Origin of the sequence: Streptomyces lanatus (assembly GCF_014655715.1) — a bacterium.
In the GTDB taxonomy this organism is placed as follows: Bacteria; Actinomycetota; Actinomycetes; order Streptomycetales; family Streptomycetaceae; genus Streptomyces; species Streptomyces lanatus.
In genome coordinates this window covers 1-24,737 of the sequence record NZ_BNBM01000015.1, presented here as the reverse complement: position 1 = coordinate 24,737, position 24,737 = coordinate 1, and the positions used below count along the sequence as shown (strand labels likewise).

General features: G+C 66.9%; 36 protein-coding genes. All 36 read left to right on the top strand.

The window, feature by feature from the left end; all coding sequences use genetic code 11:
- The first annotated feature begins 113 nt into the window (after positions 1–113).
- Positions 114–1,094: an NAD-dependent epimerase/dehydratase family protein gene (locus IE325_RS32100; RefSeq protein WP_190073623.1), complete on the top strand. Its 981-nt coding sequence runs from the start codon at positions 114–116 to the stop codon at positions 1,092–1,094.
- A 28-nt stretch (positions 1,095–1,122) separates the two neighbouring features.
- Positions 1,123–2,322: a glycosyltransferase family 4 protein gene (locus tag IE325_RS32095; protein WP_190073622.1), complete on the top strand. Its 1,200-nt coding sequence runs from the start codon at positions 1,123–1,125 to the stop codon at positions 2,320–2,322.
- A 30-nt stretch (positions 2,323–2,352) separates the two neighbouring features.
- The gene (locus IE325_RS32090) at positions 2,353–3,906 is read left to right on the top strand and encodes a hypothetical protein (protein ID WP_229912145.1); all 1,554 of its coding nucleotides are present in this window, start codon (positions 2,353–2,355) and stop codon (positions 3,904–3,906) included.
- Entirely contained in the window at positions 3,903–5,510 is a 1,608-nt protein-coding gene (locus tag IE325_RS32085; RefSeq protein ID WP_190073621.1) for a hypothetical protein, read from the top strand. Before IE325_RS32090 ends, IE325_RS32085 begins: the two co-directional genes overlap by 4 nt.
- Positions 5,507–7,051 carry an oligosaccharide flippase family protein gene (locus IE325_RS32080; RefSeq protein WP_190073620.1) on the top strand — a complete coding sequence of 515 codons (1,545 nt, stop codon included), beginning with the start codon at positions 5,507–5,509 and terminating at the stop codon, positions 7,049–7,051. Before IE325_RS32085 ends, IE325_RS32080 begins: the two co-directional genes overlap by 4 nt.
- 74 nt (positions 7,052–7,125) lie before the next feature.
- Positions 7,126–8,688 (top strand): fibronectin type III domain-containing protein, encoded by a 1,563-nt coding sequence (locus IE325_RS32075; protein ID WP_190073619.1) that lies wholly within the window; start codon positions 7,126–7,128, stop codon positions 8,686–8,688.
- The gene (locus IE325_RS32070) at positions 8,685–9,170 is read left to right on the top strand and encodes an FAD synthase family protein (protein WP_190073618.1); all 486 of its coding nucleotides are present in this window, start codon (positions 8,685–8,687) and stop codon (positions 9,168–9,170) included. The genes IE325_RS32075 and IE325_RS32070 overlap by 4 nt, the downstream gene beginning before the upstream one ends.
- A gap of 476 nt (positions 9,171–9,646) precedes the next feature.
- Complete coding sequence (rpsJ, locus tag IE325_RS32065; RefSeq protein ID WP_003948644.1) at positions 9,647–9,955, top strand: 30S ribosomal protein S10; 309 nt, start codon at positions 9,647–9,649, stop codon at positions 9,953–9,955.
- Between the two features lie 17 nt (positions 9,956–9,972).
- A complete protein-coding gene (gene rplC, locus IE325_RS32060; RefSeq protein WP_190073617.1) occupies positions 9,973–10,617 on the top strand; it encodes a 50S ribosomal protein L3 in 645 nt (214 codons plus the stop codon).
- 8 nt (positions 10,618–10,625) lie between these two features.
- The gene (gene rplD, locus IE325_RS32055) at positions 10,626–11,282 is read left to right on the top strand and encodes a 50S ribosomal protein L4 (protein WP_190073616.1); all 657 of its coding nucleotides are present in this window, start codon (positions 10,626–10,628) and stop codon (positions 11,280–11,282) included.
- The gene (gene rplW / locus IE325_RS32050) at positions 11,282–11,701 is read left to right on the top strand and encodes a 50S ribosomal protein L23 (RefSeq protein ID WP_190073615.1); all 420 of its coding nucleotides are present in this window, start codon (positions 11,282–11,284) and stop codon (positions 11,699–11,701) included. Before rplD ends, rplW begins: the two co-directional genes overlap by 1 nt.
- Before the next feature lie 40 nt (positions 11,702–11,741).
- The gene (rplB, locus tag IE325_RS32045; RefSeq protein ID WP_059192905.1) at positions 11,742–12,578 is read left to right on the top strand and encodes a 50S ribosomal protein L2; all 837 of its coding nucleotides are present in this window, start codon (positions 11,742–11,744) and stop codon (positions 12,576–12,578) included.
- A 12-nt stretch (positions 12,579–12,590) separates the two neighbouring features.
- A complete protein-coding gene (gene rpsS, locus IE325_RS32040) occupies positions 12,591–12,872 on the top strand; it encodes a 30S ribosomal protein S19 (protein WP_019753092.1) in 282 nt (93 codons plus the stop codon).
- Positions 12,873–12,916: 44 nt separating this feature from the next.
- A complete protein-coding gene (rplV, locus tag IE325_RS32035; RefSeq protein WP_053759515.1) occupies positions 12,917–13,264 on the top strand; it encodes a 50S ribosomal protein L22 in 348 nt (115 codons plus the stop codon).
- Positions 13,264–14,088: a 30S ribosomal protein S3 gene (rpsC, locus tag IE325_RS32030; protein WP_190073614.1), complete on the top strand. Its 825-nt coding sequence runs from the start codon at positions 13,264–13,266 to the stop codon at positions 14,086–14,088. Before rplV ends, rpsC begins: the two co-directional genes overlap by 1 nt.
- A gap of 5 nt (positions 14,089–14,093) precedes the next feature.
- Entirely contained in the window at positions 14,094–14,513 is a 420-nt protein-coding gene (gene rplP, locus IE325_RS32025; protein WP_030967307.1) for a 50S ribosomal protein L16, read from the top strand.
- A complete protein-coding gene (rpmC, locus tag IE325_RS32020) occupies positions 14,513–14,737 on the top strand; it encodes a 50S ribosomal protein L29 (RefSeq protein ID WP_007494763.1) in 225 nt (74 codons plus the stop codon). The genes rplP and rpmC overlap by 1 nt, the downstream gene beginning before the upstream one ends.
- Complete coding sequence (gene rpsQ / locus IE325_RS32015; RefSeq protein ID WP_190073613.1) at positions 14,737–15,021, top strand: 30S ribosomal protein S17; 285 nt, start codon at positions 14,737–14,739, stop codon at positions 15,019–15,021. Before rpmC ends, rpsQ begins: the two co-directional genes overlap by 1 nt.
- Positions 15,022–15,116: 95 nt before the next feature.
- Positions 15,117–15,485: a 50S ribosomal protein L14 gene (rplN, locus tag IE325_RS32010; protein ID WP_003998823.1), complete on the top strand. Its 369-nt coding sequence runs from the start codon at positions 15,117–15,119 to the stop codon at positions 15,483–15,485.
- Between the two features lie 2 nt (positions 15,486–15,487).
- Positions 15,488–15,811 (top strand): 50S ribosomal protein L24, encoded by a 324-nt coding sequence (rplX, locus tag IE325_RS32005; RefSeq protein ID WP_031477830.1) that lies wholly within the window; start codon positions 15,488–15,490, stop codon positions 15,809–15,811.
- Positions 15,811–16,368 (top strand): 50S ribosomal protein L5, encoded by a 558-nt coding sequence (gene rplE, locus IE325_RS32000; RefSeq protein ID WP_190073612.1) that lies wholly within the window; start codon positions 15,811–15,813, stop codon positions 16,366–16,368. The genes rplX and rplE overlap by 1 nt, the downstream gene beginning before the upstream one ends.
- 5 nt (positions 16,369–16,373) lie before the next feature.
- Complete coding sequence (locus tag IE325_RS31995) at positions 16,374–16,559, top strand: type Z 30S ribosomal protein S14 (protein WP_003948630.1); 186 nt, start codon at positions 16,374–16,376, stop codon at positions 16,557–16,559.
- A 211-nt stretch (positions 16,560–16,770) separates the two neighbouring features.
- On the top strand, positions 16,771–17,169 hold the full coding sequence (rpsH, locus tag IE325_RS31990; protein ID WP_007384075.1) for a 30S ribosomal protein S8: 399 nt from the start codon (positions 16,771–16,773) through the stop codon (positions 17,167–17,169).
- Positions 17,170–17,193: 24 nt separating this feature from the next.
- Entirely contained in the window at positions 17,194–17,733 is a 540-nt protein-coding gene (gene rplF / locus IE325_RS31985; RefSeq protein WP_190073611.1) for a 50S ribosomal protein L6, read from the top strand.
- A gap of 3 nt (positions 17,734–17,736) precedes the next feature.
- Positions 17,737–18,120 carry a 50S ribosomal protein L18 gene (gene rplR / locus IE325_RS31980; protein ID WP_190073610.1) on the top strand — a complete coding sequence of 128 codons (384 nt, stop codon included), beginning with the start codon at positions 17,737–17,739 and terminating at the stop codon, positions 18,118–18,120.
- 38 nt (positions 18,121–18,158) lie between these two features.
- Positions 18,159–18,764, top strand: coding sequence for a 30S ribosomal protein S5 (gene rpsE, locus IE325_RS31975; RefSeq protein WP_015658456.1), 606 nt, complete (start codon positions 18,159–18,161; stop codon positions 18,762–18,764).
- A 2-nt stretch (positions 18,765–18,766) separates the two neighbouring features.
- Entirely contained in the window at positions 18,767–18,949 is a 183-nt protein-coding gene (rpmD, locus tag IE325_RS31970; protein ID WP_003974250.1) for a 50S ribosomal protein L30, read from the top strand.
- A gap of 2 nt (positions 18,950–18,951) precedes the next feature.
- The gene (rplO, locus tag IE325_RS31965) at positions 18,952–19,407 is read left to right on the top strand and encodes a 50S ribosomal protein L15 (protein ID WP_014674382.1); all 456 of its coding nucleotides are present in this window, start codon (positions 18,952–18,954) and stop codon (positions 19,405–19,407) included.
- Positions 19,408–19,652: 245 nt separating this feature from the next.
- Complete coding sequence (secY, locus tag IE325_RS31960) at positions 19,653–20,966, top strand: preprotein translocase subunit SecY (RefSeq protein ID WP_190073609.1); 1,314 nt, start codon at positions 19,653–19,655, stop codon at positions 20,964–20,966.
- Positions 20,966–21,628: an adenylate kinase gene (locus IE325_RS31955; RefSeq protein WP_190073608.1), complete on the top strand. Its 663-nt coding sequence runs from the start codon at positions 20,966–20,968 to the stop codon at positions 21,626–21,628. The genes secY and IE325_RS31955 overlap by 1 nt, the downstream gene beginning before the upstream one ends.
- 150 nt (positions 21,629–21,778) lie before the next feature.
- On the top strand, positions 21,779–22,615 hold the full coding sequence (gene map / locus IE325_RS31950; protein ID WP_190073607.1) for a type I methionyl aminopeptidase: 837 nt from the start codon (positions 21,779–21,781) through the stop codon (positions 22,613–22,615).
- A 163-nt stretch (positions 22,616–22,778) separates the two neighbouring features.
- Positions 22,779–23,000 (top strand): translation initiation factor IF-1, encoded by a 222-nt coding sequence (gene infA / locus IE325_RS31945; RefSeq protein ID WP_003948620.1) that lies wholly within the window; start codon positions 22,779–22,781, stop codon positions 22,998–23,000.
- A 29-nt stretch (positions 23,001–23,029) separates the two neighbouring features.
- Entirely contained in the window at positions 23,030–23,143 is a 114-nt protein-coding gene (gene rpmJ / locus IE325_RS31940) for a 50S ribosomal protein L36 (protein ID WP_003998809.1), read from the top strand.
- 200 nt (positions 23,144–23,343) lie between these two features.
- On the top strand, positions 23,344–23,724 hold the full coding sequence (gene rpsM, locus IE325_RS31935) for a 30S ribosomal protein S13 (RefSeq protein WP_037680379.1): 381 nt from the start codon (positions 23,344–23,346) through the stop codon (positions 23,722–23,724).
- A gap of 70 nt (positions 23,725–23,794) precedes the next feature.
- Entirely contained in the window at positions 23,795–24,199 is a 405-nt protein-coding gene (gene rpsK, locus IE325_RS31930) for a 30S ribosomal protein S11 (protein WP_003956432.1), read from the top strand.
- Between the two features lie 144 nt (positions 24,200–24,343).
- The coding region (locus IE325_RS31925) for a DNA-directed RNA polymerase subunit alpha (RefSeq protein ID WP_506005360.1) at positions 24,344–24,737 on the top strand (394 nt) is incomplete at its 3' end.

Sequence of the window (24,737 nt, the reverse complement as noted above, 5' to 3'; positions counted from 1 at the left end):
CGGACGGAGGCATCGGGCACCTTGTGATGCGGAAACACGCGGCATATCACATGAAAAGGTGTAAACGGTGATTAATCTGCCAGTCGGATTCCGGCTTTCCAGAAGGAGCTGCCATGAGCAAGCAGGTGGACGTCGTTGTCGCGGGTGGCGGAGGATTCATTGGTGGGCATCTCGCGGCCGACCTCCTGTACCAGGGGCTGACCGTTCGGTGTGTCGATATCAAGCCGCGTGATGAGTGGCAGCAAGTGCACGCCGCCGCCGAGAACGTCGTCGCCGACCTGTCTCTCCTGGCGAACGCCCGCGCCGCCGTCCGGAGTGCCCGTCAGGTGTACATGCTGGCCGCCGACATGGGCGGCATGGGATTCATCGAGAACCACAAGGCCGCCTGCATGATGTCGGTGCTGACCAGCACCCACATGCTCAAGGCCGCGCACGAGGCCGGGGTGGAGCGTTATTTCTACTCCTCGTCCGCCTGTGTGTACGCCGCCGGCAAGCAGCGCGACCCGAGAGTCACCGCCCTCAAGGAGGAGGACGCCTACCCGGCGCAGCCAGAGGACGGCTACGGCTGGGAGAAGCTCTTCTCGGAGCGCATGTGCCGCCACTTCGAGGAGGACTACGGGTTCACCTGCCGCGTCGCGCGCTACCACAATGTCTACGGCCCCGCGGGCACCTGGACCGGAGGGCGCGAGAAGGCCCCGGCGGCCGTGTGCCGCAAGATCGCCGAGGCGGTCATCTCCGGTGAGCACCGGATCGACATCTGGGGCGACGGCCGGCAGACCCGTTCCTTCATGTACATCGACGACTGCCTGTACGGCACGCGGACGGTCATGAACGGCACCAGCAGCGTGCCGGTCAACATCGGCTCCTCCGAGCTGGTCACCATCAACCAACTGGTCGACATCGTCGAGGAGATCGCGGGCATCCGCTGCGAGCGCACCTACCGGCTGGACGCACCGCAGGGCGTACGTGGCCGCAACTCCGACAACGGGCTGATCCGCGAACTGTACGCCTGGGAGCCGTCGATCGCGCTGGCAGACGGGCTCGAGAAGACGTACGCCTGGGTCTACGACCAGGTCAAGCGTGCCTGTTCCTGATCCCTCGAACCGGCCGGGAGCGCAGCACATGAGGATCCTCGTCCACGACTACAGCGGGCACCCGTTCCAGGCCCAGCTCAGCCGTGAACTGGCGTACCGCGGTCATGACGTCGTCCACTCGACCTGCTCGGCTTACGTCTCCGGGAAGGGCAACCTCGCCGAGGGCACCGTAGCCGGTCTGCGGTTCGTCACCATCGGCGACCGCGTCGTGCTGGACAAGGGGGCCTACGTCCGACGCCTCTTCAAGGAGACGCGGCTGGGTCTGGAGCTGGCACGGCAGGTGCGGCGCGAGAAGCCGGACGTGGCGATGCTGGCGAATCTGCCGATCCCGACCCTGGTCGTGGCCGTGTCCGTGCTGAGGACCCTGCGTATCCCCTGGGTACTGTGGCACCAGGACATCACCGCCGTAGCTCTGAAGAGCTTTGCCGCCGCCGGGGTGTCGAGGCTGATGGGCGTCGCCGCCCGCGTCTTCGAGCGGGGCGAGAGGTGGTCGGCGCGACGTGCCTTGGCGATCGTCGTGATCGCGGAGTCCTTCGTGCGGGTCCACCGCGAGTGGGGTACCGCCGACAAGGTCACCGTCATTCCCAACTGGGCGCCGCTGGACGAGATCGTCCCCGTGCCCCGCGTCAACGCGTGGTCGCATGAGCATGGCCTCACCGGCGTCAGGACCGTGCTTTACTCGGGCACGATCGGCCTCAAGCACAACCCCGTCCTGTTGGTGCGGCTGGCCGAGAAGCTGCGCGAGCAGGGCGAAAGGGTCCGCCTCGTGGTCGTCAACGACGGCCCGGCCGTCCCGGTCATCAAGGAGGCCGCCGCCGCCCGCCGCGTCGACCTGACCCTGTTGCCCTTCCAGCCCTACGCGCGGCTGCCCGAGGTGCTGGGCGCGGGCGATGTGCTGGTCGTGCTTCTGACTGCGGACGCGGGAGAGTTCTCGGTCCCCTCCAAGACGCTGTCCTATCTGTGCGCCGGACGCCCGGTGCTTGGCCTGATGCCGGCGGACAACCTGGCGGCGAAGCTGCTCCGGCAGGCCGGCTCGCCGGTGTTCGCCCCCGAGGAGTCCTCGTTGTCCGACGCGGCGACCTGGGTCCGCGGGGTCCTGAACGACCCGGCGCGGGCGGAGTCGCTGGGCAAGGAGAGCCGGGCGCTGGCCGAGCGGGAGTTCGCCCTGGAGAGGTGCGCTTCGCGTTTCGAGGAAATTCTGCGGGCGGCAAGCCGAGCCGCTCCATGATTATTGTGACTTCATAGTCGTTCACGTCATGTGAAACGCCCTCTGAAATGCGAGGGATGGGCCGGGTTATTGAGCTATAAATCTACCGGTGGCGATCCATTCCGTTTGCTCGCTCGATCGGGGGTGCAGGTGCGAGGCGGTGAACAGCGTTCCGTGGCGGCGGTGTGCTGCTGGGCCCTCTTCTTTGTCGTCTTCCTGCCCGCGCTGATTCTGCAGTCCATCGACACGCGTTTCGGGGTGGCGCTCGCCGTGCAATGCGTCGTCGTGGTGCACACGGGAGTGGGGCTGGCCCGGGTGCTCACCGATACGTCGGTGCGCCTGATCGCGTTCGGATTCTGGCTCTTCTCCTACGTATGGCTCGGTCTGGCGCCGCTCGCCATGCTCGCCACCGACACCTATCCGCTCGGCTACCGCACGGGTGAGACGACAGCTTTCGGGGCCGCCGTGCTGACGGAACTCGGGCTCCTCGCCTACACCGCGGGGGCAGCCTTGGCCGCCGGACGCAACGGCGCCAGGTCGGCCGTACTCGAACCACTGCTGTCCCGCACGCTCGCGCCGCTCCCCGTGCTGCTCCTGTGTTGTCTGTCGCTGCTGCTCGCGGTCGTGCTGATCCCCGGGCAGGAAGGCGGTCTGAGGGCCTACTTCACCAGCAGACAGGCTCTGTGGCAGTCGGGCACCCAGTCGGACACCGCGCACGCGCTGCGCGTCTGGGGCCTTGCAGTCCCGGCCTTCTGGTCCATGGTGGCCCTGGTCCACCTGCCCCGCCGGGCCACCGGCGACCGCTTGCTGCGCACGATCCGCAGGCTGCTGCTCCCGGCCCTGCTAGCTCTCAACGTGATCGTCAACAACCCGATCAGCAGGCCGCGCTTCTGGGCCGGCACCGTCCTTCTGGTGCTGCTCTTCTCGTGGCACCGGTTCAACACCCCGCCGGCCTTTCGCCGCACCGCCGTGGCCATCACGGCCGTCGTGCTGTTCGCTTTCCCGTACAGCGACTACTTCCGCTACGACGAACGTGAAGCGCTACAACTCGTGGGACTTGCGGAGCAGTTCAGTACCGCCATGGATTACGACGCATTTCAGCAAATGCAGACCGGCGTCGACTATGTGCAGGAAAACGGCTTCACGCCGTCGTCCCTGCTCGGTGTCATCCTCGTCATGATCCCTCGCACCATGTGGCCCGGAAAGCCGCAGGCCACCGGTATCGAATTCGCCCAGTACGCAGGCTACGACTTCCAAAACCTTTCCGCGCCGCTGTGGATCGAGAGTTACCTGTGGGGCGGTCCGCTGTGCGTCGTCGCGGTCTTCTGTCTGCTGGGCGCGGCCGGACGACGGGTGGACGACATCAGGGCGCGGCTGCGGGGCCGGCAGAGCACGCTGGCGGTTCTGCTGGTCCCCGCCTTCGCCTTCTACCAGTTGATCTTCCTGCGCGGCAGCCTCATGGCGATCGTCGCGCCCCTCCTGCTGCTCCTGATCGTTCCGTTCTTCCTCACCCGCACCGCCGGACGATCCCGTCTCCCGTCACTGGTGCGGTCACCCGCCACCGCGGGCCACGCACTCATCCCCGGCCACAGGAGGCACCCGTGACCAGCCCCGCCGGTTTCGACGATCAGTACGACGACCCCGATGAGCTGCGCGACCAGGTGCGCCTGCTGCTGAGGTACCGCGCGACCATCGTGCTGGGCGTGCTCCTGGGACTGCTCGGCGGGCTGCTCCTGGTCCTGCTGCGCGCAGGCAGCTACACCTCCACAGGTGAAGTCCTTGTCCGCGCCAGGTCCGACCCCTTCAGCACGATCGGAGTGGGCGCCGACAGCCAGGTGAGCATGGGCACGGAGCGGCAGATCGCGCTCAGCGCGACCGTCGCGGCCCGGGCAGCGAAGGAACTGCGCCACCGGCCCGGCGCCGACGCGCTGCCGGCGGACCTGCGCGTGACCAACATCCCGGACACCCAGGTCCTCCGGTTCGAGTACACGGCGGGCACCGCGGAGCGTGCCGCACGGGTCACCAACGCCTTCGCCCGGGCCTATCTCGCCGATCGCCAGGACCGGTCCGAGGCCATGGCTGCCCGGATGGCCGCCGGACTGGAGCGGCAGATCAACGAACTGACCGAGCGGCTCAACACGAAGAAGGGCGACCAGCCCGTCACCGGCGCCGCGGGCCTGCGGGAGCAGGTCGGCATTCTGCGCAAGAAGCTCTCGGACGTCGGGACCTACGACACCTTCGCCGGCGACATCGTCCGCAGGGCCGAACCGGCGGCGCGGCCCTCGGGACCCCGCCCCGGCTGGCTCATCGGGACCGGCCTGCTCGGCGGTCTCATCCTGGGCGTCGTGCTCGCCTGGCTGTGCTCCGCCCTGGAGCCGCGGGCGCGCTCGGTCGGCGAGGTCCAGGAGTCCCTGCACGCACCCGTCCTGGGTATCCTCCCGGCCCCCGGCGCCGAGGGCGAACTGCTGGAGGTCGGCCGGGCGGACGGCAGCCGCGCGGAGGCGTACCGCGCCCTGGCCCAGCGTCTGCGGGGCAGCGACGGCCGTATGGCTGTGGGCAGGCTCATGATCGTGGCGCCTCGACAGCAGCGTGCGGCCGACGCCGTCGCCGTGAACCTCGCCGCCGCCTTCGCCGAGTCCGGTGACGACGTACGGCTGGTGGACGCCGTCGCGCACACGCCCGGTCTGTGGGCACGCCTGCCGCTGGCGGCCGGCGGCCCCGAGCCGGACGACGCACCCGAGGGAGCAGTGATGGTCGACGCCGGCACAGCCGGGCGGTTCACGCTCTGCCCCCACAGTCGCGGCACCACCGGCGACGACGGGCCGGCGGTCCCGGCGGCGCGCGGTGTGCCGGGTGCCGATTCCGGCGGGCCGACGCTCCTCCTGAGCCCGCCTCTGCTGGAACACGGCGATGGCCTGGTGCTTGCTCCATGCGTGGACGGCGTTCTCGTGGCGGGCGCGCTGGACGACATCCGGCGCGACGACCTCAAGCGGGTTCACGAGCTGGTCAGCTGCTTGGGAGGGCACATCGTGGGCGCGGCGCTCCACGACGGCAGCCGGTCCGGCCTGCTCCGCCGGGTCACGGACCGCAACCGGTGGCGTCGGGTCCGGGAGCGGAACGCGTCCACGGCACCGTCCGCGGCGGCCGACGACGCCGTGGCGAGGCCGACCGAGCCGGTGCGGGACGACACGCTCAGCACCTCCCGGTGAGCACCTCCGGTACGACCGTCCCGGCCACCGTCGAGTCCCACGTGCGGTCCGGGGTCGCCGCCACCGCACGCGGCGGATGGTGGGGGTTCCTGGGCTCGACGGTCAACGCGGTCTTCGGCTACGTCCTGGTCGCCCTGGTCACCCGCGGACTGGGGGCGTACGGGGCGGGCGCGGTGTTCACCGGCGTCGCGGCCTTCACCATCCTGTGCAACACCTGCAAGCTCGGCGCCGACACCGGGCTGGTGCGCTTCATCCCCGGTGACCTGGCCATCACCGGCGGCTGCAAGGTGGGCGCACTGCTGCGCAGCGCGGTCGTGCCAGGAGCCCTGGCGAGCACCACGGCCGCCGCACTGCTGTTCCTGTCGCCCCGGACGGCCACCGCGCTGCTGCCGAGTCTCGCCCCGGGCGACGCGGTGACCCTGGTCCGGCTGTTCGCCGTGTTCCTCCCCCTGGCCACGGTCACACTGATCCTGCTGGGTGCCACCCAGGGCTACGGCACCGTGATCCCGTACGTCGGTGTCGAGCAGATCGGGAAGCCGGTGCTGCGTGTCCTGATCGCCGTACCGGTCCTGCTGCTGGCCCCGGGCGTGCTGACGCTGGCCGCCGCCTGGCTGGTGCCCTCCCTGGCCGGCTTCCTCATCGCCTGGCTCGAGCTGCGCCGGTGCCGCCGCAGGAGCACGGGACATGTCTCCGTAGGGGAGACCGCCGCCACCCGGCGCGGGTTCTGGGCGTTCGCCGCCCCCCGGGCCGTCTCGTCCGTCTTCGACATCAGCGCGGTCTGGCTGGGCGTCGTCCTGCTGTCCTCCCTGGCGACGAGCGAAGAGGCGGGCATCTACACCGCCGTGGGCCGGGTGGTCATCGCGGCAACGCTGCTCCAGCTGGCCATCCGGCTGGCCGTCGCTCCCGAGATCAGCCGCCTTCTCGCGCTGGGCGACCTCGGGCAGGCCTCCCATCTGCACCGTGTCTCGACGCGCTGGATCGTGCTGTTCTCCTGGCCGCTGCTGGCCCTGCTCACGAGTTTCCCGGGCACCGTTCTGTCGCTGTTCGGGCCGGAGTTCGAGCAGGGGGAGGGCGCCCTGGTGCTGCTCTGTATCGCCTCGGCGGTCAACGTCGGGGTGGGCAACGCCCAGACGGTGCTGCTCATGGCGGGCAAGAGCACCTGGCATCTGGCGGTCACCGGGGTCGCGTTCGCGGTGCAGCTGACGGTGGGGTTCCTCGCCATTCCCCGTCTCGGCGTCATCGGCGCCGCTCTGTCCTGGGGAGCGGCGACCGTCGTCGAGAACGTCGTCGCAGCCGTGTTGGTGCGGCGGCATCCCGGCTTCGGCTTCATCGACGGCGGATACCTCCTGGCGGCTGCCGTCGCCCTCTGCCTCACCGTGGCGCCGGTCGCCGCCGCGAGGCGGTTGGCAGGTGACACGACCGTAGGACTTGCCGTCGCAATCACCATGGGATTGTGCGCATTTGGTATAGGTTTGTGGCGATTTCGCACACCTTTGGGAGTGCATGAACTCGTCGGTGTGCTGCGCGAGCGCACCCCGTGAGGCCGTCTCGGAATCGCGGCCGCCGGTCCATCTCCCCTTCTTCCACCCGTCCTTGCTGCAACCCGGGATGTTCCATGCGCCTGAGAAAAAGCACGAAGCGGGGGGCCACCGCGGCTTCGGTCGCGGCCCTCCTCGCGGCTGCCTCGCTCATCACCGCTTCGGCCTCGGTGGCCGACAGCGACGAAAAGACCCTGACCGCCGATCCTTTGGCGACCTGGCAGACCGATGGCATCGTCTGGTCGATCGAGTACGCACGCGGTGTCGTGTATGTCGGCGGGACCTTCAACAAGGTCCGTCCTCCGGGCGCCAAGCCTGGCCAGAGGGAGGTCGCGCGCAAGAACTTCGCGGCCTTCGACGCCGTCACCGGCAAACTGCTGTCGTGCGCCCACCGCTTCACCGGCGCTGGAAGCACCGTACGGGCGCTCAAGGCGACCGCGGACGGCAGGATGCTCTACATCGGCGGCTCGTTCGCCAAGGCCGGCAAGGCCAGGGCGTCCCATGCGGTCGCGCTCAACACGGCCTCCTGCTCGCTGCGCAAGGACTTCCGCCCGCGCCTGTCGTCGGATGTGCGGGCCATCGACGTCACGAAGAGCGCGGTCTATCTGGGAGGCGACTTCACGGCCGCCGACGGCCGGGAGAGGGAGCGCATCGCGGCGTTCACCCACAGAGGTGCGCTGCTGCCGTTCAAGGCGGAGATCGAGGCGCCGGTACGCGCCATCGCCGCCGCGCCCGAGTACGGCAAGATCATCATCGGGGGTGACTTCCAGCTGGTCAACGACGACCTGGAGGCATCGCTCGTCGGCCTGCACCCCCGCACGGGGAAGACGGTGGCCCAGTACACGGACTGGCTGCCGGCCCGATCGGCCGTGAAGGCGCTGGTCCGCGACAAGACCAAGTTCTATGTGGCGGCCGAGGGCAACGGGACGGGCATCTTCGACGGCCGTATCGCCGCCAGCCTCCGTACCGGCAAGCTGGTGTGGCGTGACACCTGCCTGGGCGCCACCCAGGCGCTCGCCCTGCACAACGGTGTGCTCTACAGCGGATCCCACGCCCACAACTGCAGGGACACACCGGGCGGTTTCCCCGAGTACGACAACCGCCAGCACTTCCTGGCCCAGTCGACCCGTGACCGCCACATTCTGCACTGGTTCCCCGACACGAACGAAGGGATCGGCGAGCAGAACGGCCCCCGGGCCATGGCGATGGCCGGTGGCATCCTGTGGGCCGGCGGCGAGTTCACCACGGTCAACAACCGGCCGCAGCAGAGCCTGACCCGCTTCGGGGCCGGCCCCGACCGGGGAGCCCCGGAGAACCCGCCCCGGCTCACGGCCTCGGTGGCGCGTGCCGGTCGGGTCACGCTCGCCTGGCGTGCCGCATGGGACCGGGACGACGCGGAGCTGAAGTACCTCATCTACCGGGACGGCCTCCTCGTGGCCACGCGGACAGGCCGGTCCCAGGAGTGGAACCGCCCCAGGATGAAGTACACGGACACCGTCGCCCCCGGCTCGCGCCACCGGTACACGATCGCCGTCACCGACGGCCGCAACACCACGCTCAGGTCGCGGGCACTCACAGTCACCGCTGTCGCCGACAAGGCTTCGAAGACCTCGAAGACTCCGAAGGAACGGCGGCGATGAGGCAACGTCTCGGCTACGCGCCAGGGGTCTTCGACCTCTTCCACGTGGGCCATCTGAACGTCCTGCGCCGGGCCCGCGGGCACTGCGACCGGCTCATCGCCGGCGTGTGTTCCGACGACCTCGTGGTGCGTCTGAAAGGCAGACCGCCCGTCGTACCGCTCGCCGAGCGACTCCAGATCGTCCGCAGCGTGCGCCATGTGGACGAGGCTTTCGTCGCGACCGTGGACGACAAGATCGAGATCTGGAAGGAAGTCGGTTTCGACGTCATCTTCAAGGGTGACGACTGGCTCGGCTCGGACGTCTGGACGACGCTCGAGACCGAATTCGCGAGGGTGGGGGTCGAGGTCGTGTACTTCCCCTATACCGAGCACACCTCAAGCACGCTGCTGCGGGACGCGCTCCACCTGCTCGCTCCGCAGCACCCTTCCGAGCCGCTCACGGGTCAGCTCGCGGGACCCCGCCCGGGAGGAACGGAGAGCTGACGCAGGCGCGGGAGGCCTGAGGCTGTTGTGACTGACGGGTCCGTCGAGGTCTGCGGGCCCGTCATCGCGTCTCCCGGGCCTACGCGTGTCGGGCCTGGGTTTGACCTACGTCACCCTCGGGGTATTCTCTCCGGCTCGATTGGCGGAGCCCCTGCCCCATATGGCAGACTGTCCGAGTTGCTCGGTCGAGTGTTGATGCTGCGCGCCTCCCGCCGGGAGGACCGGAAGCGAGTCCCACAGTACTCGTCGCCCTAACTGCCGTAAGGCAGCGCTGGGGCGGACGTACGGGAATCTTTCGGGAAGTGTGGTGCGGCACTGGCCAGGCACCCGGTGGATCTCTTTCTCAGACAAGGGATGTTCGAACAAGGGACATCTGTGTCAGCGAAAGCGCGACACGCCCGACCGCGTGGGTCGGAGAGTGGGCGCACGGAAGACCGGGTTCCAGAGCTGTATAGAGACAGGACTACTGAGTAGCCATGGCGGGACAGAAGATCCGCATCCGGCTCAAGGCCTACGACCACGAGGTCATCGACTCCTCGGCGAAGAAGATCGTCGAGACGGTGACTCGCACTGGTGCGTCGGTCGCGGGCCCGGTGCCGCTGCCCACTGAGAAGAACGTGTACTGCGTCATCAAGTCGCCGCACAAGTACAAGGACTCGCGCGAGCACTTCGAGATGCGCACGCACAAGCGCCTGATCGACATTCTCGACCCGACGCCCAAGACCGTTGACTCTCTGATGCGACTCGACCTCCCGGCCGGTGTCGACATCGAGATCAAGCTCTGAGGGTCGGTGATCTGAGAATGGCTAAGCAGATCAAGGGCATCCTGGGCGAGAAGCTCGGCATGACGCAGGTGTGGGACGCGAACAACCGTGTTGTTCCGGTCACCGTCGTCAAGGCCGGCCCCAACGTCGTGACCCAGGTTCGTACGAACGACGTCGACGGCTACGAGTCGGTGCAGATCGCCTTCGGCGACATCGACCCGCGCAAGGTGAACAAGCCCCTCAAGGGCCACTTCGCCAAGGCCGACGTCACCCCCCGTCGCCACCTCGTCGAGATCCGCACCGCTGACGCCTCCGAGTACACGCTCGGCCAGGAAGTCACGGCCGAGGTCTTCGAGGCCGGCGTGAAGGTCGACGTCACCGGCAAGAGCAAGGGCAAGGGCTTCGCCGGTGTCATGAAGCGTCACAACTTCAAGGGCCTCGGCGCCGGTCACGGCACCCAGCGCAAGCACCGCTCTCCCGGCTCCATCGGTGGCTGCGCCACCCCGGGCCGTGTGTTCAAGGGCCTCCGCATGGCGGGTCGCATGGGCAACGAGCGGGTCACCACCCAGAACCTGACCGTCCACGCCGTTGACGCGGAGAAGGGTCTGCTGCTCATCAAGGGCGCGGTTCCCGGTCCGAACGGCGGCCTCGTCCTGGTCCGCACCGCGGCCAAGGGGGCCTGAGGTAACCGATGAGCACTGTTGACATCCTTTCGCCTGCCGGCGAGAAGACCGGTAGCGTCGAGCTCCCCGCGGAGATCTTCGGCGTGGAGAAGGTCAGCATCCCGCTGATCCACCAGGTCGTCGTTGCGCAGAACGCGGCTGCCCGTCAGGGCACGCACAAGACCAAGACCCGTGGCGAAGTCCGTGGTGGTGGCAAGAAGCCTTACCGCCAGAAGGGCACCGGCCGCGCCCGTCAGGGCTCGACCCGCGCGCCGCAGTTCGCCGGTGGTGGCGTCGTGCACGGTCCCGTGCCGCGCGACTACTCGCAGCGCACCCCCAAGAAGATGAAGGCTGCCGCTCTGCGTCACGCCCTCACCGACCGGGCCCGCGCGAACCGCATCCACGTCGTCACCGGCGTGATCGAGGGCGAGACCCCCTCCACCAAGGCCGCCAAGGCTCTGTTCGGCAAGATCAGCGAGCGTAAGAACCTCCTGCTGGTCGTCGACCGTGCCGACGAGGCCGCGTGGCTGTCCGCCCGCAACCTGCCCCAGGTGCACATCCTGGAGCCGGGCCAGCTGAACACGTACGACGTGATCGTCTCGGACGACGTGGTCTTCACCCAGGCCGCTCTCGAGTCCTTCGTCGCCGGCCCGAAGGCCAACGACACCGAAGGGACTGAGGTCTGATGGCCGTCCGTCACCCCTCCATCGCCTCCAAGGCGGCCAAGGCCGCCAAGGCCGCGCGCGTCGCCAAGGCGCGTCGTCACGAAGCCGAGGGCAAGAACACCGTCGAGACCCCGATCAGCAAGTCCTTCACGGACCCCCGTGACGTGCTGCTGAAGCCGGTCGTCTCGGAGAAGAGCTACGCGCTTCTCGACGAGGGCAAGTACACGTTCATCGTCGCCCCGAGCGCCAACAAGACCCAGATCAAGCAGGCCGTCCAGGCGGTCTTCGACGTCAAGGTCACCGGGGTCAACACGATCAACCGCGTCGGCAAGCGCAAGCGCACCCGCACGGGCTTCGGCCAGCGGGCCGGCAGCAAGCGAGCGATCGTGACCCTCGCCGAGGGCGACCGTATCGACATCTTCGGCGGTCCGACCGCCTAAGGGCGGTCCGGATCGTCCGATATCGGACGAGGACTGAGAAATGGGAATCCGCAAGTACAAGCCGACTACGCCGGGCCGTCGTGGTTCCAGCGTCGCCGACTTCGTCGAGGTCACGCGGTCCACGCCGGAGAAGTCGCTGGTCCGCCCGCTGCACAGCAAGGGCGGCCGTAACAACGCCGGTCGTGTGACCGTTCGCCACCAGGGTGGCGGACACAAGCGCGCCTACCGAGTGATCGACTTCCGTCGTCACGACAAGGACGGCGTGCCGGCGAAGGTCGCGCACATCGAGTACGACCCCAACCGCACCGCGCGCATCGCGCTGCTGCACTACGCCGACGGCGAGAAGCGCTACATCCTCGCCCCGCGCAACCTGCAGCAGGGTGACCGCGTCGAGAACGGTCCCGGGGCCGACATCAAGCCGGGCAACAACCTGGCCCTCCGCAACATCCCGGTCGGTACCACGATCCACGCGATCGAGCTCCGTCCCGGTGGCGGTGCCAAGTTCGCCCGCTCCGCCGGTGCCTCCGTGCAGCTGCTCGCGAAGGAGGGCCAGATGGCCCACCTCCGCATGCCGTCCGGTGAGATCCGCCTGGTCGACGTGCGCTGCCGCGCCACCGTCGGCGAGGTCGGCAACGCCGAGCAGAGCAACATCAACTGGGGCAAGGCCGGCCGTAAGCGCTGGCTGGGCGTTCGTCCGACCGTTCGCGGTGTGGCGATGAACCCGGTTGACCACCCCCACGGTGGTGGTGAGGGCAAGACCTCCGGTGGTCGCCACCCGGTCAGCCCCTGGGGTCAGAAGGAGGGTCGTACTCGTTCGCCGAAGAAGGCTTCGAACAAGTACATCGTCCGCCGCCGCAAGACGAACAAGAAGCGCTAGGAGCGGGTTTAGATGCCGCGCAGTCTCAAGAAGGGGCCCTTCGTCGACGACCACCTGATCAAGAAGGTGGAAGCCCAGAACGAAGCCGGCACCAAGAACGTCATCAAGACCTGGTCCCGTCGCTCCATGATCGTGCCGGCCATGCTCGGCCACACGCTCGCGGTGCACAACGGCAAGACCCACATCCCGGTGTTCGTCACCGAGTCGATGGTCGGCCACAAGCTCGGCGAGTTCTCGCCGACGCGCACCTTCCGGGGCCACGTCAAGGACGACCGGAAGTCGAAGCGCCGCTAGTAGCGGATCGCATTCAGACACGTAAGTAACTGAGAGGGACAACCATGGAAGCCAGGGCCCAGGCGCGGTACATCCGCGTTACGCCCATGAAGGCCCGCCGCGTGGTGGACCTTATCCGTGGCATGGATGCCACGGAGGCTCAGGCTGTTCTGCGATTCGCTCCGCAGGCAGCCTCCGTGCCCGTCGGCAAGGTGCTCGACAGCGCCATCGCCAACGCCGCGCACAACTACGACCACCCGGACGCCTCCTCGCTGTTCATCAGCGAGGCGTACGTTGACGAGGGTCCGACCCTGAAGCGGTTCCGTCCGCGTGCCCAGGGCCGTGCCTACCGGATCCGCAAGCGGACCAGCCACATCACCGTGGTCGTCAGCAGCAAGGAAGGAACCCGGTAATGGGCCAGAAGGTAAACCCGCATGGGTTCCGGCTCGGTGTCACGACCGACTTCAAGTCGCGTTGGTACGCCGACAAGCTGTACAAGGACTACGTCAAGGAAGACGTCGCCATCCGTCGGATGATGACGTCCGGCATGGAGCGCGCCGGTATCTCGAAGGTTGAGATCGAGCGCACCCGTGACCGTGTCCGCGTGGACATCCACACCGCGCGTCCGGGCATCGTCATCGGCCGCCGTGGCGCCGAGGCCGACCGCATCCGCGGTGACCTCGAGAAGCTCACGGGCAAGCAGGTCCAGCTGAACATCCTCGAGGTCAAGAACCCCGAGACGGACGCTCAGCTGGTTGCTCAGGCCGTTGCCGAGCAGCTCTCCTCCCGCGTCTCCTTCCGCCGCGCCATGCGTAAGAGCATGCAGTCGGCGATGAAGGCCGGCGCCAAGGGCATCAAGATCCAGTGCGGTGGCCGCCTCGGTGGCGCCGAGATGTCCCGCTCGGAGTTCTACCGCGAGGGCCGTGTGCCCCTGCACACGCTCCGTGCGAACGTGGACTACGGCTTCTTCGAGGCCAAGACGACCTTCGGCCGTATCGGTGTGAAGGTCTGGATCTACAAGGGCGACGTCAAGAACATCGCCGAGGTCCGCGCCGAGAACGCCGCTGCCCGTGCGGGTAACCGCCCGGCCCGCGGTGGCGGCTCCGACCGCCCGGCCCGTGGTGGCCGTGGTGGCGAGCGGCGCGGTCGCAAGCCGCAGCAGGCTGCCGGTTCCGAGGCCCCCAAGGCCGAGGCTCCCGCGTCCGCTCCGGCTGAGAGCACCGGAACGGAGGCCTGACCGAAATGCTGATCCCCCGTAGGGTCAAGCACCGCAAGCAGCACCACCCGAAGCGCTCCGGCGCTGCCAAGGGTGGCACGACGGTTGCGTTCGGCGAGTACGGCATCCAGGCGCTCACCCCGGCGTACGTGACGAACCGTCAGATCGAGGCCGCTCGTATCGCCATGACGCGTCACATCAAGCGTGGTGGCAAGGTCTGGATCAACATCTACCCGGACCGTCCCCTCACCAAGAAGCCTGCCGAGACCCGCATGGGTTCCGGTAAGGGTTCGCCGGAGTGGTGGATCGCCAACGTCAAGCCCGGACGCGTGATGTTCGAGCTGTCGTACCCCAACGAGAAGATCGCCCGTGAGGCGCTGACTCGTGCGGCCCACAAGCTGCCGATGAAGTGCCGGATCGTCAAGCGCGAGGCAGGTGAAGCGTGATGTCGGCCGGTACCAAGGCGTCCGAGCTGCGCGAGCTGGGCAACGAGGAGCTTCTTGCGAAGCTTCGCGAGGCCAAGGAAGAGCTGTTCAACCTCCGCTTCCAGGCGGCGACCGGGCAGCTCGAGAACCATGGCCGTCTGAAGGCGGTCCGCAAGGACATCGCGCGGATCTACACCCTGATGCGCGAGCGTGAGCTGGGCATCGAAACGGTGGAGAACGCCTGATGAGCGAGAAGAACGTGACTGAGACTGCAGAGGCGCGCGGCTTCCGCAAGACCCGTGAGGGTCTCGTCGTCAGCGACAAGATGGACAAGACCGTCGTCGTCGCTGTCGAGGACCGCGTCAAGCACGCGCTGTACGGCAAGGTCATCCGCCGTACCAACAAGCTCAAGGCGCACGACGAGCAGAACGCCGCGGGCGTCGGCGACCGTGTCCTCCTCATGGAGACCCGGCCGCTGTCCGCGACGAAGCGCTGGCGCGTCGTCGAGATCCTCGAGAAGGCCAAGTAATTCCTGCGGGCATCCCCGCAGGACAGTTCCGCCAGGCTCCGGGAGCCGCTCACTGAGCGGCTCCCGGGGAACCGGCAGACACACAGGAGATAGACGTGATCCAGCAGGAGTCGCGACTGCGCGTCGCCGACAACACTGGTGCGAAGGAAATCCTTTGCATCCGTGTGCTCGGTGGCTCCGGTCGCCGCTACGCGGGCATCGGTGACGTCATCGTCGCCACCGTCAAGGACGCGATCCCCGGTGGCAACGTGAAGAAGGGTGACGTCGTCAAGGCGGTCATCGTTCGCACCGTCAAGGAGCGCCGCCGTCCGGACGGCTCGTACATCCGCTTCGACGAGAACGCCGCCGTCATTCTGAAGAACGACGGCGACCCTCGCGGCACCCGCATCTTCGGCCCGGTCGGGCGTGAGCTGCGCGAGAAGAAGTTCATGAAGATCATCTCGCTGGCTCCGGAGGTGCTGTAAGCATGAAGATCAAGAAGGGCGACCTGGTCCAGGTCATCACCGGTAAGGACAAGGGCAAGCAGGGCAAGGTCATTGCCGCTTACCCGCGCGAGGAGCGTGTCCTGGTCGAGGGTGTCAACCGGGTCAAGAAGCACACCAAGGCCGGTCCGACCGCTCGCGGTTCGCAGGCCGGCGGCATCGTCACGACCGAGGCGCCGATCCACGTCTCCAACGTCCAGCTGGTCGTTGAGAAGGACGGCAACAAGGTCGTCACGCGTGTCGGCTACCGCTTCGACGACGAAGGCAACAAGATCCGCGTTGCCAAGCGGACGGGTGAGGACATCTGATGACGACCACCACCACTCCGCGTCTGAAGCAGAAGTACCGCGAGGAGATCGCGGGCAAGCTGCGTGACGAGTTCAAGTACGAGAACGTCATGCAGATCCCCGGCCTCGTCAAGATCGTGGTCAACATGGGTGTGGGCGACGCCGCCCGCGACTCCAAGCTGATCGACGGCGCGATTCGCGACCTCACCACGATCACCGGTCAGAAGCCGGCCGTCACCAAGGCCCGCAAGTCCATCGCGCAGTTCAAGCTGCGTGAGGGTCAGCCGATCGGTGCCCACGTCACGCTCCGTGGCGACCGCATGTGGGAGTTCCTGGACCGCACCCTGTCGCTCGCGCTGCCGCGCATCCGCGACTTCCGTGGTCTGTCCCCCAAGCAGTTCGACGGCCGTGGCAACTACACCTTCGGTCTCACGGAGCAGGTCATGTTCCACGAGATCGACCAGGACAAGATCGACCGTACCCGGGGTATGGACATCACCGTGGTCACCACGGCGACCAACGACGCTGAGGGCCGCGCGCTCCTTCGTCACCTCGGCTTCCCGTTCAAGGAGGCGTGAGCGAGATGGCGAAGAAGGCTCTGATTGCCAAGGCTGCTCGCAAGCCCAAGTTCGGTGTGCGTGGCTACACGCGCTGCCAGCGCTGCGGCCGTCCGCACTCCGTGTACCGCAAGTTCGGCCTGTGCCGCGTGTGCCTTCGTGAGATGGCTCACCGTGGCGAGCTGCCGGGCGTGACCAAGAGCTCCTGGTAGTCCCTGTTTTCAGGGGTTCCGGAAGCTCTCGGTAAGTAAAGGGCTCTGTCAGGTGCCCACCTCTCCATGGCTTAGGCTTGGAGGGTTGGGCGCCTGACGCCCATACGACTTACTACGCCGTAGGTCCACCGCGCCGCACCCGTCCCGTCTCGGATCGGGGAGAGGGATGGCGCACCAGGAAACCCCGGCGAGAGAGGCCGAAGGCCAATTCATGACCATGACTGATCCGATCGCAGACATGCTTACGCGTCTGCGGAACGCGAACTCGGCATACCACGACTCCGTGACGATGCCGGCATCGAAGATCAAGTCGCACATCGCGGAGATCCTCCAGCAGGAGGGCTTCATCACGGGCTGGAAGGTCGAGGACGCCGAGGTCGGCAAGAACCTCGTCCTGGAGCTGAAGTTCGGCCCCAACCGTGAGCGCTCCATCGCGGGCATCAAGCGGATCTCCAAGCCCGGTCTCCGGGTTTACGCGAAGTCCACCAACCTGCCGAAGGTGCTCGGCGGCCTCGGCGTGGCGATCATCTCCACGTCCCACGGGCTCCTCACCGACAAGCAGGCCGGCAAGAAGGGCGTGGGTGGGGAAGTCCTCGCCTACGTCTGGTAGCGGAAGGGAACGGAGGAAACAGCTATGTCGCGTATTGGCAAGCTCCCCATCACGGTTCCCGCCGGCGTGGACGTCACCATCGACGGCCGTACGGTCTCGGTCAAGGGCCCCAAGGGCACGCTGACCCACACCGTTGCCGCGCCGATCGACATCGCCAAGGGTGAGGACGGCGTCCTGAACGTCACCCGCCCCAACGACGAGCGTCAGAACAAGGCCCTGCACGGCCTGTCCCGCACGCTGGTGGCGAACATGATCACCGGCGTGACCCAGGGTTACGTGAAGAAGCTCGAGATCAGCGGTGTCGGTTACCGCGTGGCGGCCAAGGGCTCGAACCTCGAGTTCGCGCTCGGCTACAGCCACTCGATCACGGTCGAGGCGCCCGAGGGCATCTCGTTCAAGGTCGAGAACCCGACGCACTTCTCGGTCGAGGGCATCGACAAGCAGAAGGTCGGCGAGGTTGCGGCCAACATCCGCAAGCTGCGCAAGCCCGACCCGTACAAGGCCAAGGGCGTCAAGTACGAGGGCGAAGTCATCCGCCGCAAGGTCGGAAAGGCGGGTAAGTAAGCCATGGCATACGGACAGAAGATCCTTAAGGGCGACGCCTACAAGCGCGCCGCGATCAAGCGCCGCCACATCCGGATCCGTAAGCACATCAACGGAACGGCGGAGCGTCCGCGTCTGGTCGTTACCCGCTCGAACCGCCACATCGTGGCCCAGGTGATCGACGACATCAAGGGTCACACCCTTGCGTCGGCGTCCACCCTGGACACCTCGATCCGCGGTGCCGAGGGCGACAAGTCCGCGCAGGCCAAGCAGGTCGGCGCCCTGGTCGCCGAGCGCGCCAAGGCCGCCGGTGTCGAGGCCGTCGTATTCGACCGCGGTGGTAACCAGTACGCCGGGCGCATCGCTGCCCTGGCGGACGCCGCCCGCGAAGCCGGCTTGAAGTTCTGAGCCGTTCGTAGCTAGCGGAAAAGAGAGAGGTAAATCCAATGGCTGGACCCCAGCGCCGCGGTGGCGGTGCCGGTGGCGGCGAGCGGCGGGACCGGAAGGGCCGTGACGGCGGCGCAGCTGCCGCCGAGAAGACCGCGTACGTTGAGCGCGTTGTCGCGATCAACCGCGTCGCCAAGGTTGTGAAGGGTGGTCGTCGCTTCAGCTTCACCGCGCTGGTCGTGGTGGGCGACGGTGACGGCACCGTGGGTGTCGGTTACGGCAAGGCCAAGGAGGTGCCGGCCGCCATCGCCAAGGGTGTGGAGGAGGCCAAGAAGCACTTCTTCAAGGTCCCCCGTATCCAGGGCACCATCCCGCACCCGATCCAGGGTGAGAAGGCTGCCGGCGTCGTGCTGCTCAAGCCCGCGTCGCCCGGTACCGGTGTTATCGCCGGTGGTCCGGTGCGTGCCGTGCTCGAGTGCGCCGGTATCCACGACATCCTGTCGAAGTCCCTGGGCTCCGACAACGCGATCAACATCGTGCACGCGACCGTGGAGGCCCTCAAGGGCCTGCAGCGTCCCGAGGAGGTCGCGGCCCGCCGCGGTCTGCCGCTCGAGGACGTCGCCCCCGCGGCTCTTCTCCGTGCGCGTGCCGGGGCGGGTGCGTAATCGTGGCGCAGCTCAAGATTACGCAGGTCAAGTCCTACATCGGCAGCAAGCAGAACCACCGTGACACCCTGCGTTCCCTTGGTCTCAAGGGGATCAACACGCAGGTCGTCAAGGAGGACCGCCCCGAGTTCCGCGGCATGGTGCACACCGTCCGCCACCTCGTGACGGTCGAGGAGGTCGACTGATCATGGCGGAGCAGAACCCGCTCAAGATCCACAACCTCCGTCCCGCCCCGGGCGCCAAGACCGCGAAGACCCGTGTCGGTCGTGGTGAGGCGTCGAAGGGTAAGACGGCCGGTCGTGGTACCAAGGGTACGAAGGCCCGTTACCAGGTTCCGGAGCGCTTCGAGGGTGGCCAGATGCCCCTCCACATGCGTCTTCCGAAGCTGAAGGGCTTCAAGAACCCGTTCAAGACCGAGTACCAGGTCGTGAACCTCGACAAGCTGGCGGCGCTGTACCCCGAGGGTGGCGAGGTCACCGTCGAGGGTCTGGTCGCCAAGGGTGCCGTTCGCAAGAACAGCCTCGTCAAGGTCCTCGGCCAGGGCGAGATCTCCGTGGCGCTGCAGGTGACGGTCGACGCCGTCTCCGGCTCCGCCAAGGAGAAGATCACCGCCGCCGGCGGTACCGTCACCGAGCTCGTCTGAACGCATCAGGCGACTCGATGACTTGAGCGATCCCGACCGGGGATACCCCACAAATGGGGTATCCCCGGTTGGTCGTTCCAAGGGGGGCGGTCTCGCCGGTAAGGTGGCCTGCACTGCCCACTTTTACCGAGTGCTTCGTGTGAGGCACTCTGAGCGGCAGTTGACCGTTAGCTAAGTCGTCCCTATTAGTCGAACCTCAAGACCGTCACCCTTGACGCAGTAGCGCGGGGGTCGCAGGAGGCACCGTGCTCACCGCGTTCGCCCGGGCGTTCAAGACGCCCGACCTGCGCAAGAAGCTGCTCTTCACTCTCGCCATCATCGTGGTGTACCGAATCGGTACCCACGTCCCGATCCCAGGCGTCGACTACACGGCTGTCCAGGTCTGTATCGACCAGGCGAACGCCAACCAGGGCCTCTTCGGCCTGGTCAACATGTTCAGCGGCGGCGCTCTGCTCCAGATCACGATCTTCGCGCTCGGCATCATGCCGTACATCACGGCGAGCATCATCCTGCAGCTGCTGACCGTCGTGATCCCGCGCCTGGAAGCCCTCAAGAAGGAGGGCCAGGCCGGTACGGCGAAGATCACGCAGTACACCCGTTACCTGACGGTGGCGCTCGCCATCCTTCAGGGCACCGGCCTGGTGGCCACCGCCCGCAGCGGCGCGCTCTTCCAGGGGTGCCAGGTCGCCGGGCAGATCGTGCCGGACCGCTCGATCTTCACCACCATCGTCATGGTCATCACCATGACCGCCGGTACGGCCGTCGTCATGTGGCTCGGTGAGCTCATCACCGACCGCGGCATCGGCAACGGCATGTCGATCCTGATGTTCATCTCGATCGCCGCGACCTTCCCGTCCGCGCTGTGGGCCATCAAGAAGCAGGGCTCGCTGGCCGGCGGCTGGATCGAGTTCGGCACCGTCATCCTCGTCGGCTTCTTCATGGTCGGTCTGGTCGTCTTCGTCGAGCAGGCCCAGCGCCGTGTCCCGGTGCAGTACGCGAAGCGCATGATCGGCCGCCGTTCCTACGGCGGTACCTCGACGTACATCCCGCTGAAGGTGAACCAGGCGGGTGTGATTCCTGTCATCTTCGCGTCGTCGCTGCTCTACATCCCCGCGCTGATCGCCCAGTTCTCCGGAGGTAACTCCGGCTGGAAGACCTGGATCGAGCAGTACTTCGTCAAGGGAAACCACCCGTACTACCTCACCGCGTACTTCCTGTTGATCGTTTTCTTCGCGTTCTTCTACGTGGCCATCTCGTTCAACCCCGAGGAAGTCGCGGACAACATGAAGAAGTATGGTGGCTTCATCCCGGGCATCCGGGCTGGCCGACCGACCGCTGAGTACCTCTCCTACGTGCTCAACCGGATCACCTGGCCGGGCTCGCTGTACTTGGGTCTGATCGCTCTCGTGCCGACGATGGCGTTGGCTGGTTTCGGGGCAAACCAGAACTTCCCGTTCGGTGGTACCAGCATCCTGATCATCGTGGGTGTCGGACTGGAAACGGTGAAGCAGATCGAGAGCCAGCTCCAGCAGCGCAATTACGAAGGGTTCCTCCGCTGATGCGTATCGTCCTCGTCGGGCCGCCGGGTGCCGGCAAGGGAACGCAGGCCGCGTTCCTCGCCAAGAACCTGTCGATCCCGCACATCTCCACGGGCGACCTGTTCCGCGCCAACATCAGCCAGCAGACGGAGCTCGGGAAGCTCGCGAAGTCCTACATGGACGCGGGCAACCTGGTGCCGGACGAGGTCACCATCGGGATGGCCAAGGACCGCATGGAGAAGCCGGACGCCGAGGGCGGCTTCCTCCTGGACGGCTTCCCGCGCAATGTGTCGCAGGCCGAGGCGCTCGACGAGATGCTCCAGTCCGAGAGCATGAAGCTGGACGCGGTGCTCGACCTCGAGGTCCCCGAGGAAGAGGTCGTCAAGCGGATCGCCGGGCGGCGCATCTGCCGCCGGGACTCCAGCCATGTCTTCCACGTGACGTACAGCCAGCCGAAGAAGGAAGGCGTCTGCGACGCCTGCGGCGGCGAGCTGTACCAGCGCGACGACGACTCCGAGGAAACCGTCCGCACGCGGCTGGAGGTCTACCACACGCAGACCGAGCCGATCATCGACTACTACAAGACGCAGGGGCTGGTCGTCACCATCTCCGCGCTCGGCAAGGTCGAAGAGGTCACGGCGCGCGCCATGGAGGCGCTTCAGCGTGACGAGGACGGCAAGTAGCAGCGTTCTTGGCTCGTAGGCAGCACAGGCCGCGGTTCCCGTTGAGGGGGCCGCGGCTGCTGCGTGGGGCGGGGCACCGAGGCTCCGCCTTTATGGTTGAAGCAGTCCCCGCAGTCCCCGCAGTCCCGTGAAGGAAAGGCGCCCGACCCCATGGTGCAGATCAAGAACCCCGAGCAGATCGCCAAGATGCGTGAGGCGGGGCTGGTCGTCGCCGCCATTCACGCGGCCACGCGCGAGGCCGCGGTGCCCGGGGCCAGCACCAGGGATCTGGACGAGGTCGCCCGCAAGGTCCTCGCCGAGCACAGTGCCAAGTCGAACTTCCTCGGCTACGGCGGCTTCCCCGCGACGATCTGTACCTCCGTGAACGAGGTCGTCGTCCATGGCATCCCGTCCGAGGACGTCGTCCTCAAGGACGGCGACATCATCTCCATCGACTGCGGCGCCATCATCGACGGCTGGCACGGCGACGCGGCCTACACGGCCTTCGTGGGCTCCGGTCACGCTCCGGAGCTGCTGGAGCTCTCCCGGGTGACCGAGGAGTCGATGTGGGCCGGTATCGCCGCGATGAAGCTGGGCAACCGGCTCGTCGACGTCTCCCGCGCCATCGAGACCTACATCCGCCGCCAGCCGAAGCCCGGCGGCGGCCGCTACGGCATCATCGAGGACTACGGCGGCCACGGCATCGGCACCGAGATGCACATGGACCCGCATCTGCTGAACTACGTGGAGCGCCGGCGGGGCAAGGGCCCGAAGCTGGTCCCCGGGTTCTGCCTCGCGATCGAGCCGATGGTCTCGCTCGGGACGCCGAAGACGGAGGTCCTGTCCGACGACTGGACCGTCATCACCACGGACGGCACCTGGTCCTCGCACTGGGAGCACTCGGTCGCACTGACCGAGGAGGGCCCCCTGGTGCTCACCGCCCCCGACGGCGGCAGGGCGAAGCTGGCGGAGCACGGGATCACCGCCGCCCCGGATCCCCTTGCTTAATGATCTGCCGGTTGGGGCAGGCTTCCTCGATTCGTCTTTCCGAGGGCCCTGACGTAGACTGACTCGTCGGCTCTCGTGCACCCGCATGTCCGCATGCGCCTGTAGCTCCAAGAACAGGAAAGCACAGGAGTCGATCAAGGTAGTCGATTCCGAAGGGCGAAGCGTGGCCAAGAAGCAAGGTGCCATCGAGATCGAGGGCACTGTCGTCGAGTCTCTGCCGAACGCCATGTTCAAGGTCGAGCTCCAGAACGGCCACCAGGTCCTGGCACACATCAGCGGCAAGATGCGTATGCACTACATCCGTATCCTCCCTGACGACCGGGTCGTGGTGGAGTTGTCTCCGTACGACCTGACCCGTGGCCGGATCGTCTACCGCTACAAGTAGATCCCTCTGACTCGGAGAACCTCAGTCCCATGAAGGTCAAGCCGAGCGTCAAGAAGATCTGCGACAAGTGCAGGGTGATCCGCCGTCACGGTCGGGTCATGGTCATCTGCGAGAACCCGCGCCACAAGCAGCGCCAGGGCTGACGCACGATCGACCGATCCCTCTGCATCGATATCGCAGAGATTCGCGCGACGCGAGCTGAATATGTTCATACGCAGAACCCAGACGGACGAGCGTCCGCCTGACACCCCCGGTTCGGAGGCCGGGGACTCAGTTCGTACCTGATACGGCGGCTGGGAATCGGTTCTGTGGAAGACCTCCGAAGATCACCAGGAGCCATTGAATGGCACGCGTTTCCGGTGTTGACATCCCGCGCGAAAAGCGCGTGGAGGTCGCGCTCACCTACGTGTTCGGCATTGGCCGGACGCTCTCCCAGCTGACGCTGGCCGAGACCGGTATCGACCCGAACACCCGCGTTCGCGACCTCTCCGAGGAGCAGCTCGTCGCGATTCGTGAGTACGTCGACAACAACATCAAGACCGAGGGTGACCTCCGTCGCGAGATCCAGGCCGACATCCGCCGCAAGGTCGAGATCGGCTGCTACCAGGGTCTCCGTCACCGTCGCGGCCTGCCCGTCCGCGGTCAGCGCACCAGCACGAACGCCCGTACCCGCAAGGGCCCGCGTCGCGCCATCGCCGGCAAGAAGAAGCCGGGCAAGAAGTAGTCCTCAGCGGACAACGCTTCATCAGCGGTCTTCGCTGTAGGACCGACCACCTCCCCGTAGGAGTTACTAGATGCCCCCCAAGGGTCGTCAGGGCGCTGCCAAGAAGGTGCGCCGCAAGGAAAAGAAGAACGTCGCTCACGGGCACGCCCACATCAAGAGCACGTTCAACAACACGATCGTCTCCATCACGGACCCGTCCGGCAACGTGATCTCCTGGGCCTCCGCCGGCCACGTCGGCTTCAAGGGCTCCCGGAAGTCCACGCCGTTCGCCGCGCAGATGGCCGCCGAGTCGGCTGCCCGCCGCGCCCAGGAGCACGGCATGCGCAAGGTCGACGTGTTCGTGAAGGGTCCGGGTTCCGGTCGTGAGACCGCGATCCGTTCGCTCCAGGCCACGGGCCTCGAGGTCGGCTCCATCCAGGACGTCACCCCGACCCCCCACAACGGCTGCCGTCCGCCGAAGCGTCGTCGCGTCTGACGCGTTTCAGCTGCGGTTCCCGGGCGGTACGGCTCCTTTGGGTCGTGCCGCCCGTACCCTTGCAGTACCCGCACTTTTCACCGGGTGCGGTTTCCGTCGGGCGTCAAATAGCGGGCGTCCACGAAAGAAGGATCTGATCCACACATGCTGATCGCTCAGCGTCCCTCGTTGACCGAAGAGGTCGTCGACGAGTTCCGCTCCCGGTTCGTGATCGAGCCGCTGGAGCCGGGCTTCGGTTACACCCTCGGCAACTCCCTGCGTCGGACCCTCCTGTCCTCGATCCCGGGTGCGGCGGTCACGTCCATCCGTATCGACGGCGTGCTGCACGAGTTCACCACCGTGCCGGGCGTCAAGGAGGACGTCACCGACCTGATTCTCAACATCAAGCAGCTGGTCGTGTCGTCCGAGCACGACGAGCCCGTCGTGATGTACCTGCGCAAGCAGGGCCCGGGTCTGGTCACCGCCGCCGACATCGCACCCCCGGCCGGTGTCGAGGTGCACAACCCCGACCTCGTCCTCGCCACGCTCAACGGCAAGG

Coding starts and splice junctions, on each gene's coding strand:
- rpmJ (WP_003998809.1), top strand. CDS start 23,030: ATGAAGGTCAAGCCGAGCGTCAAGAAGATCTGCGACAAGTGCAGGGTG.
- rplR (WP_190073610.1), top strand. CDS start 17,737: ATGGCATACGGACAGAAGATCCTTAAGGGCGACGCCTACAAGCGCGCC.
- IE325_RS32070 (WP_190073618.1), top strand. CDS start 8,685: ATGAGGCAACGTCTCGGCTACGCGCCAGGGGTCTTCGACCTCTTCCAC.
- rplB (WP_059192905.1), top strand. CDS start 11,742: ATGGGAATCCGCAAGTACAAGCCGACTACGCCGGGCCGTCGTGGTTCC.
- rplD (WP_190073616.1), top strand. CDS start 10,626: ATGAGCACTGTTGACATCCTTTCGCCTGCCGGCGAGAAGACCGGTAGC.
- rpsQ (WP_190073613.1), top strand. CDS start 14,737: ATGAGCGAGAAGAACGTGACTGAGACTGCAGAGGCGCGCGGCTTCCGC.
- rplX (WP_031477830.1), top strand. CDS start 15,488: ATGAAGATCAAGAAGGGCGACCTGGTCCAGGTCATCACCGGTAAGGAC.
- rpmC (WP_007494763.1), top strand. CDS start 14,513: ATGTCGGCCGGTACCAAGGCGTCCGAGCTGCGCGAGCTGGGCAACGAG.
- IE325_RS32095 (WP_190073622.1), top strand. CDS start 1,123: ATGAGGATCCTCGTCCACGACTACAGCGGGCACCCGTTCCAGGCCCAG.
- rpsS (WP_019753092.1), top strand. CDS start 12,591: ATGCCGCGCAGTCTCAAGAAGGGGCCCTTCGTCGACGACCACCTGATC.
- rpsK (WP_003956432.1), top strand. CDS start 23,795: ATGCCCCCCAAGGGTCGTCAGGGCGCTGCCAAGAAGGTGCGCCGCAAG.
- rpsH (WP_007384075.1), top strand. CDS start 16,771: ATGACCATGACTGATCCGATCGCAGACATGCTTACGCGTCTGCGGAAC.
- IE325_RS32075 (WP_190073619.1), top strand. CDS start 7,126: ATGCGCCTGAGAAAAAGCACGAAGCGGGGGGCCACCGCGGCTTCGGTC.
- rplW (WP_190073615.1), top strand. CDS start 11,282: ATGGCCGTCCGTCACCCCTCCATCGCCTCCAAGGCGGCCAAGGCCGCC.
- rplE (WP_190073612.1), top strand. CDS start 15,811: ATGACGACCACCACCACTCCGCGTCTGAAGCAGAAGTACCGCGAGGAG.
- rplC (WP_190073617.1), top strand. CDS start 9,973: ATGGCTAAGCAGATCAAGGGCATCCTGGGCGAGAAGCTCGGCATGACG.
- IE325_RS32100 (WP_190073623.1), top strand. CDS start 114: ATGAGCAAGCAGGTGGACGTCGTTGTCGCGGGTGGCGGAGGATTCATT.
- rplO (WP_014674382.1), top strand. CDS start 18,952: ATGGCGGAGCAGAACCCGCTCAAGATCCACAACCTCCGTCCCGCCCCG.
- rplV (WP_053759515.1), top strand. CDS start 12,917: ATGGAAGCCAGGGCCCAGGCGCGGTACATCCGCGTTACGCCCATGAAG.
- rplF (WP_190073611.1), top strand. CDS start 17,194: ATGTCGCGTATTGGCAAGCTCCCCATCACGGTTCCCGCCGGCGTGGAC.
- rpsC (WP_190073614.1), top strand. CDS start 13,264: ATGGGCCAGAAGGTAAACCCGCATGGGTTCCGGCTCGGTGTCACGACC.
- rpsM (WP_037680379.1), top strand. CDS start 23,344: ATGGCACGCGTTTCCGGTGTTGACATCCCGCGCGAAAAGCGCGTGGAG.
- map (WP_190073607.1), top strand. CDS start 21,779: ATGGTGCAGATCAAGAACCCCGAGCAGATCGCCAAGATGCGTGAGGCG.
- IE325_RS31995 (WP_003948630.1), top strand. CDS start 16,374: ATGGCGAAGAAGGCTCTGATTGCCAAGGCTGCTCGCAAGCCCAAGTTC.
- rplP (WP_030967307.1), top strand. CDS start 14,094: ATGCTGATCCCCCGTAGGGTCAAGCACCGCAAGCAGCACCACCCGAAG.
- IE325_RS31955 (WP_190073608.1), top strand. CDS start 20,966: ATGCGTATCGTCCTCGTCGGGCCGCCGGGTGCCGGCAAGGGAACGCAG.
- rpsE (WP_015658456.1), top strand. CDS start 18,159: ATGGCTGGACCCCAGCGCCGCGGTGGCGGTGCCGGTGGCGGCGAGCGG.
- rpsJ (WP_003948644.1), top strand. CDS start 9,647: ATGGCGGGACAGAAGATCCGCATCCGGCTCAAGGCCTACGACCACGAG.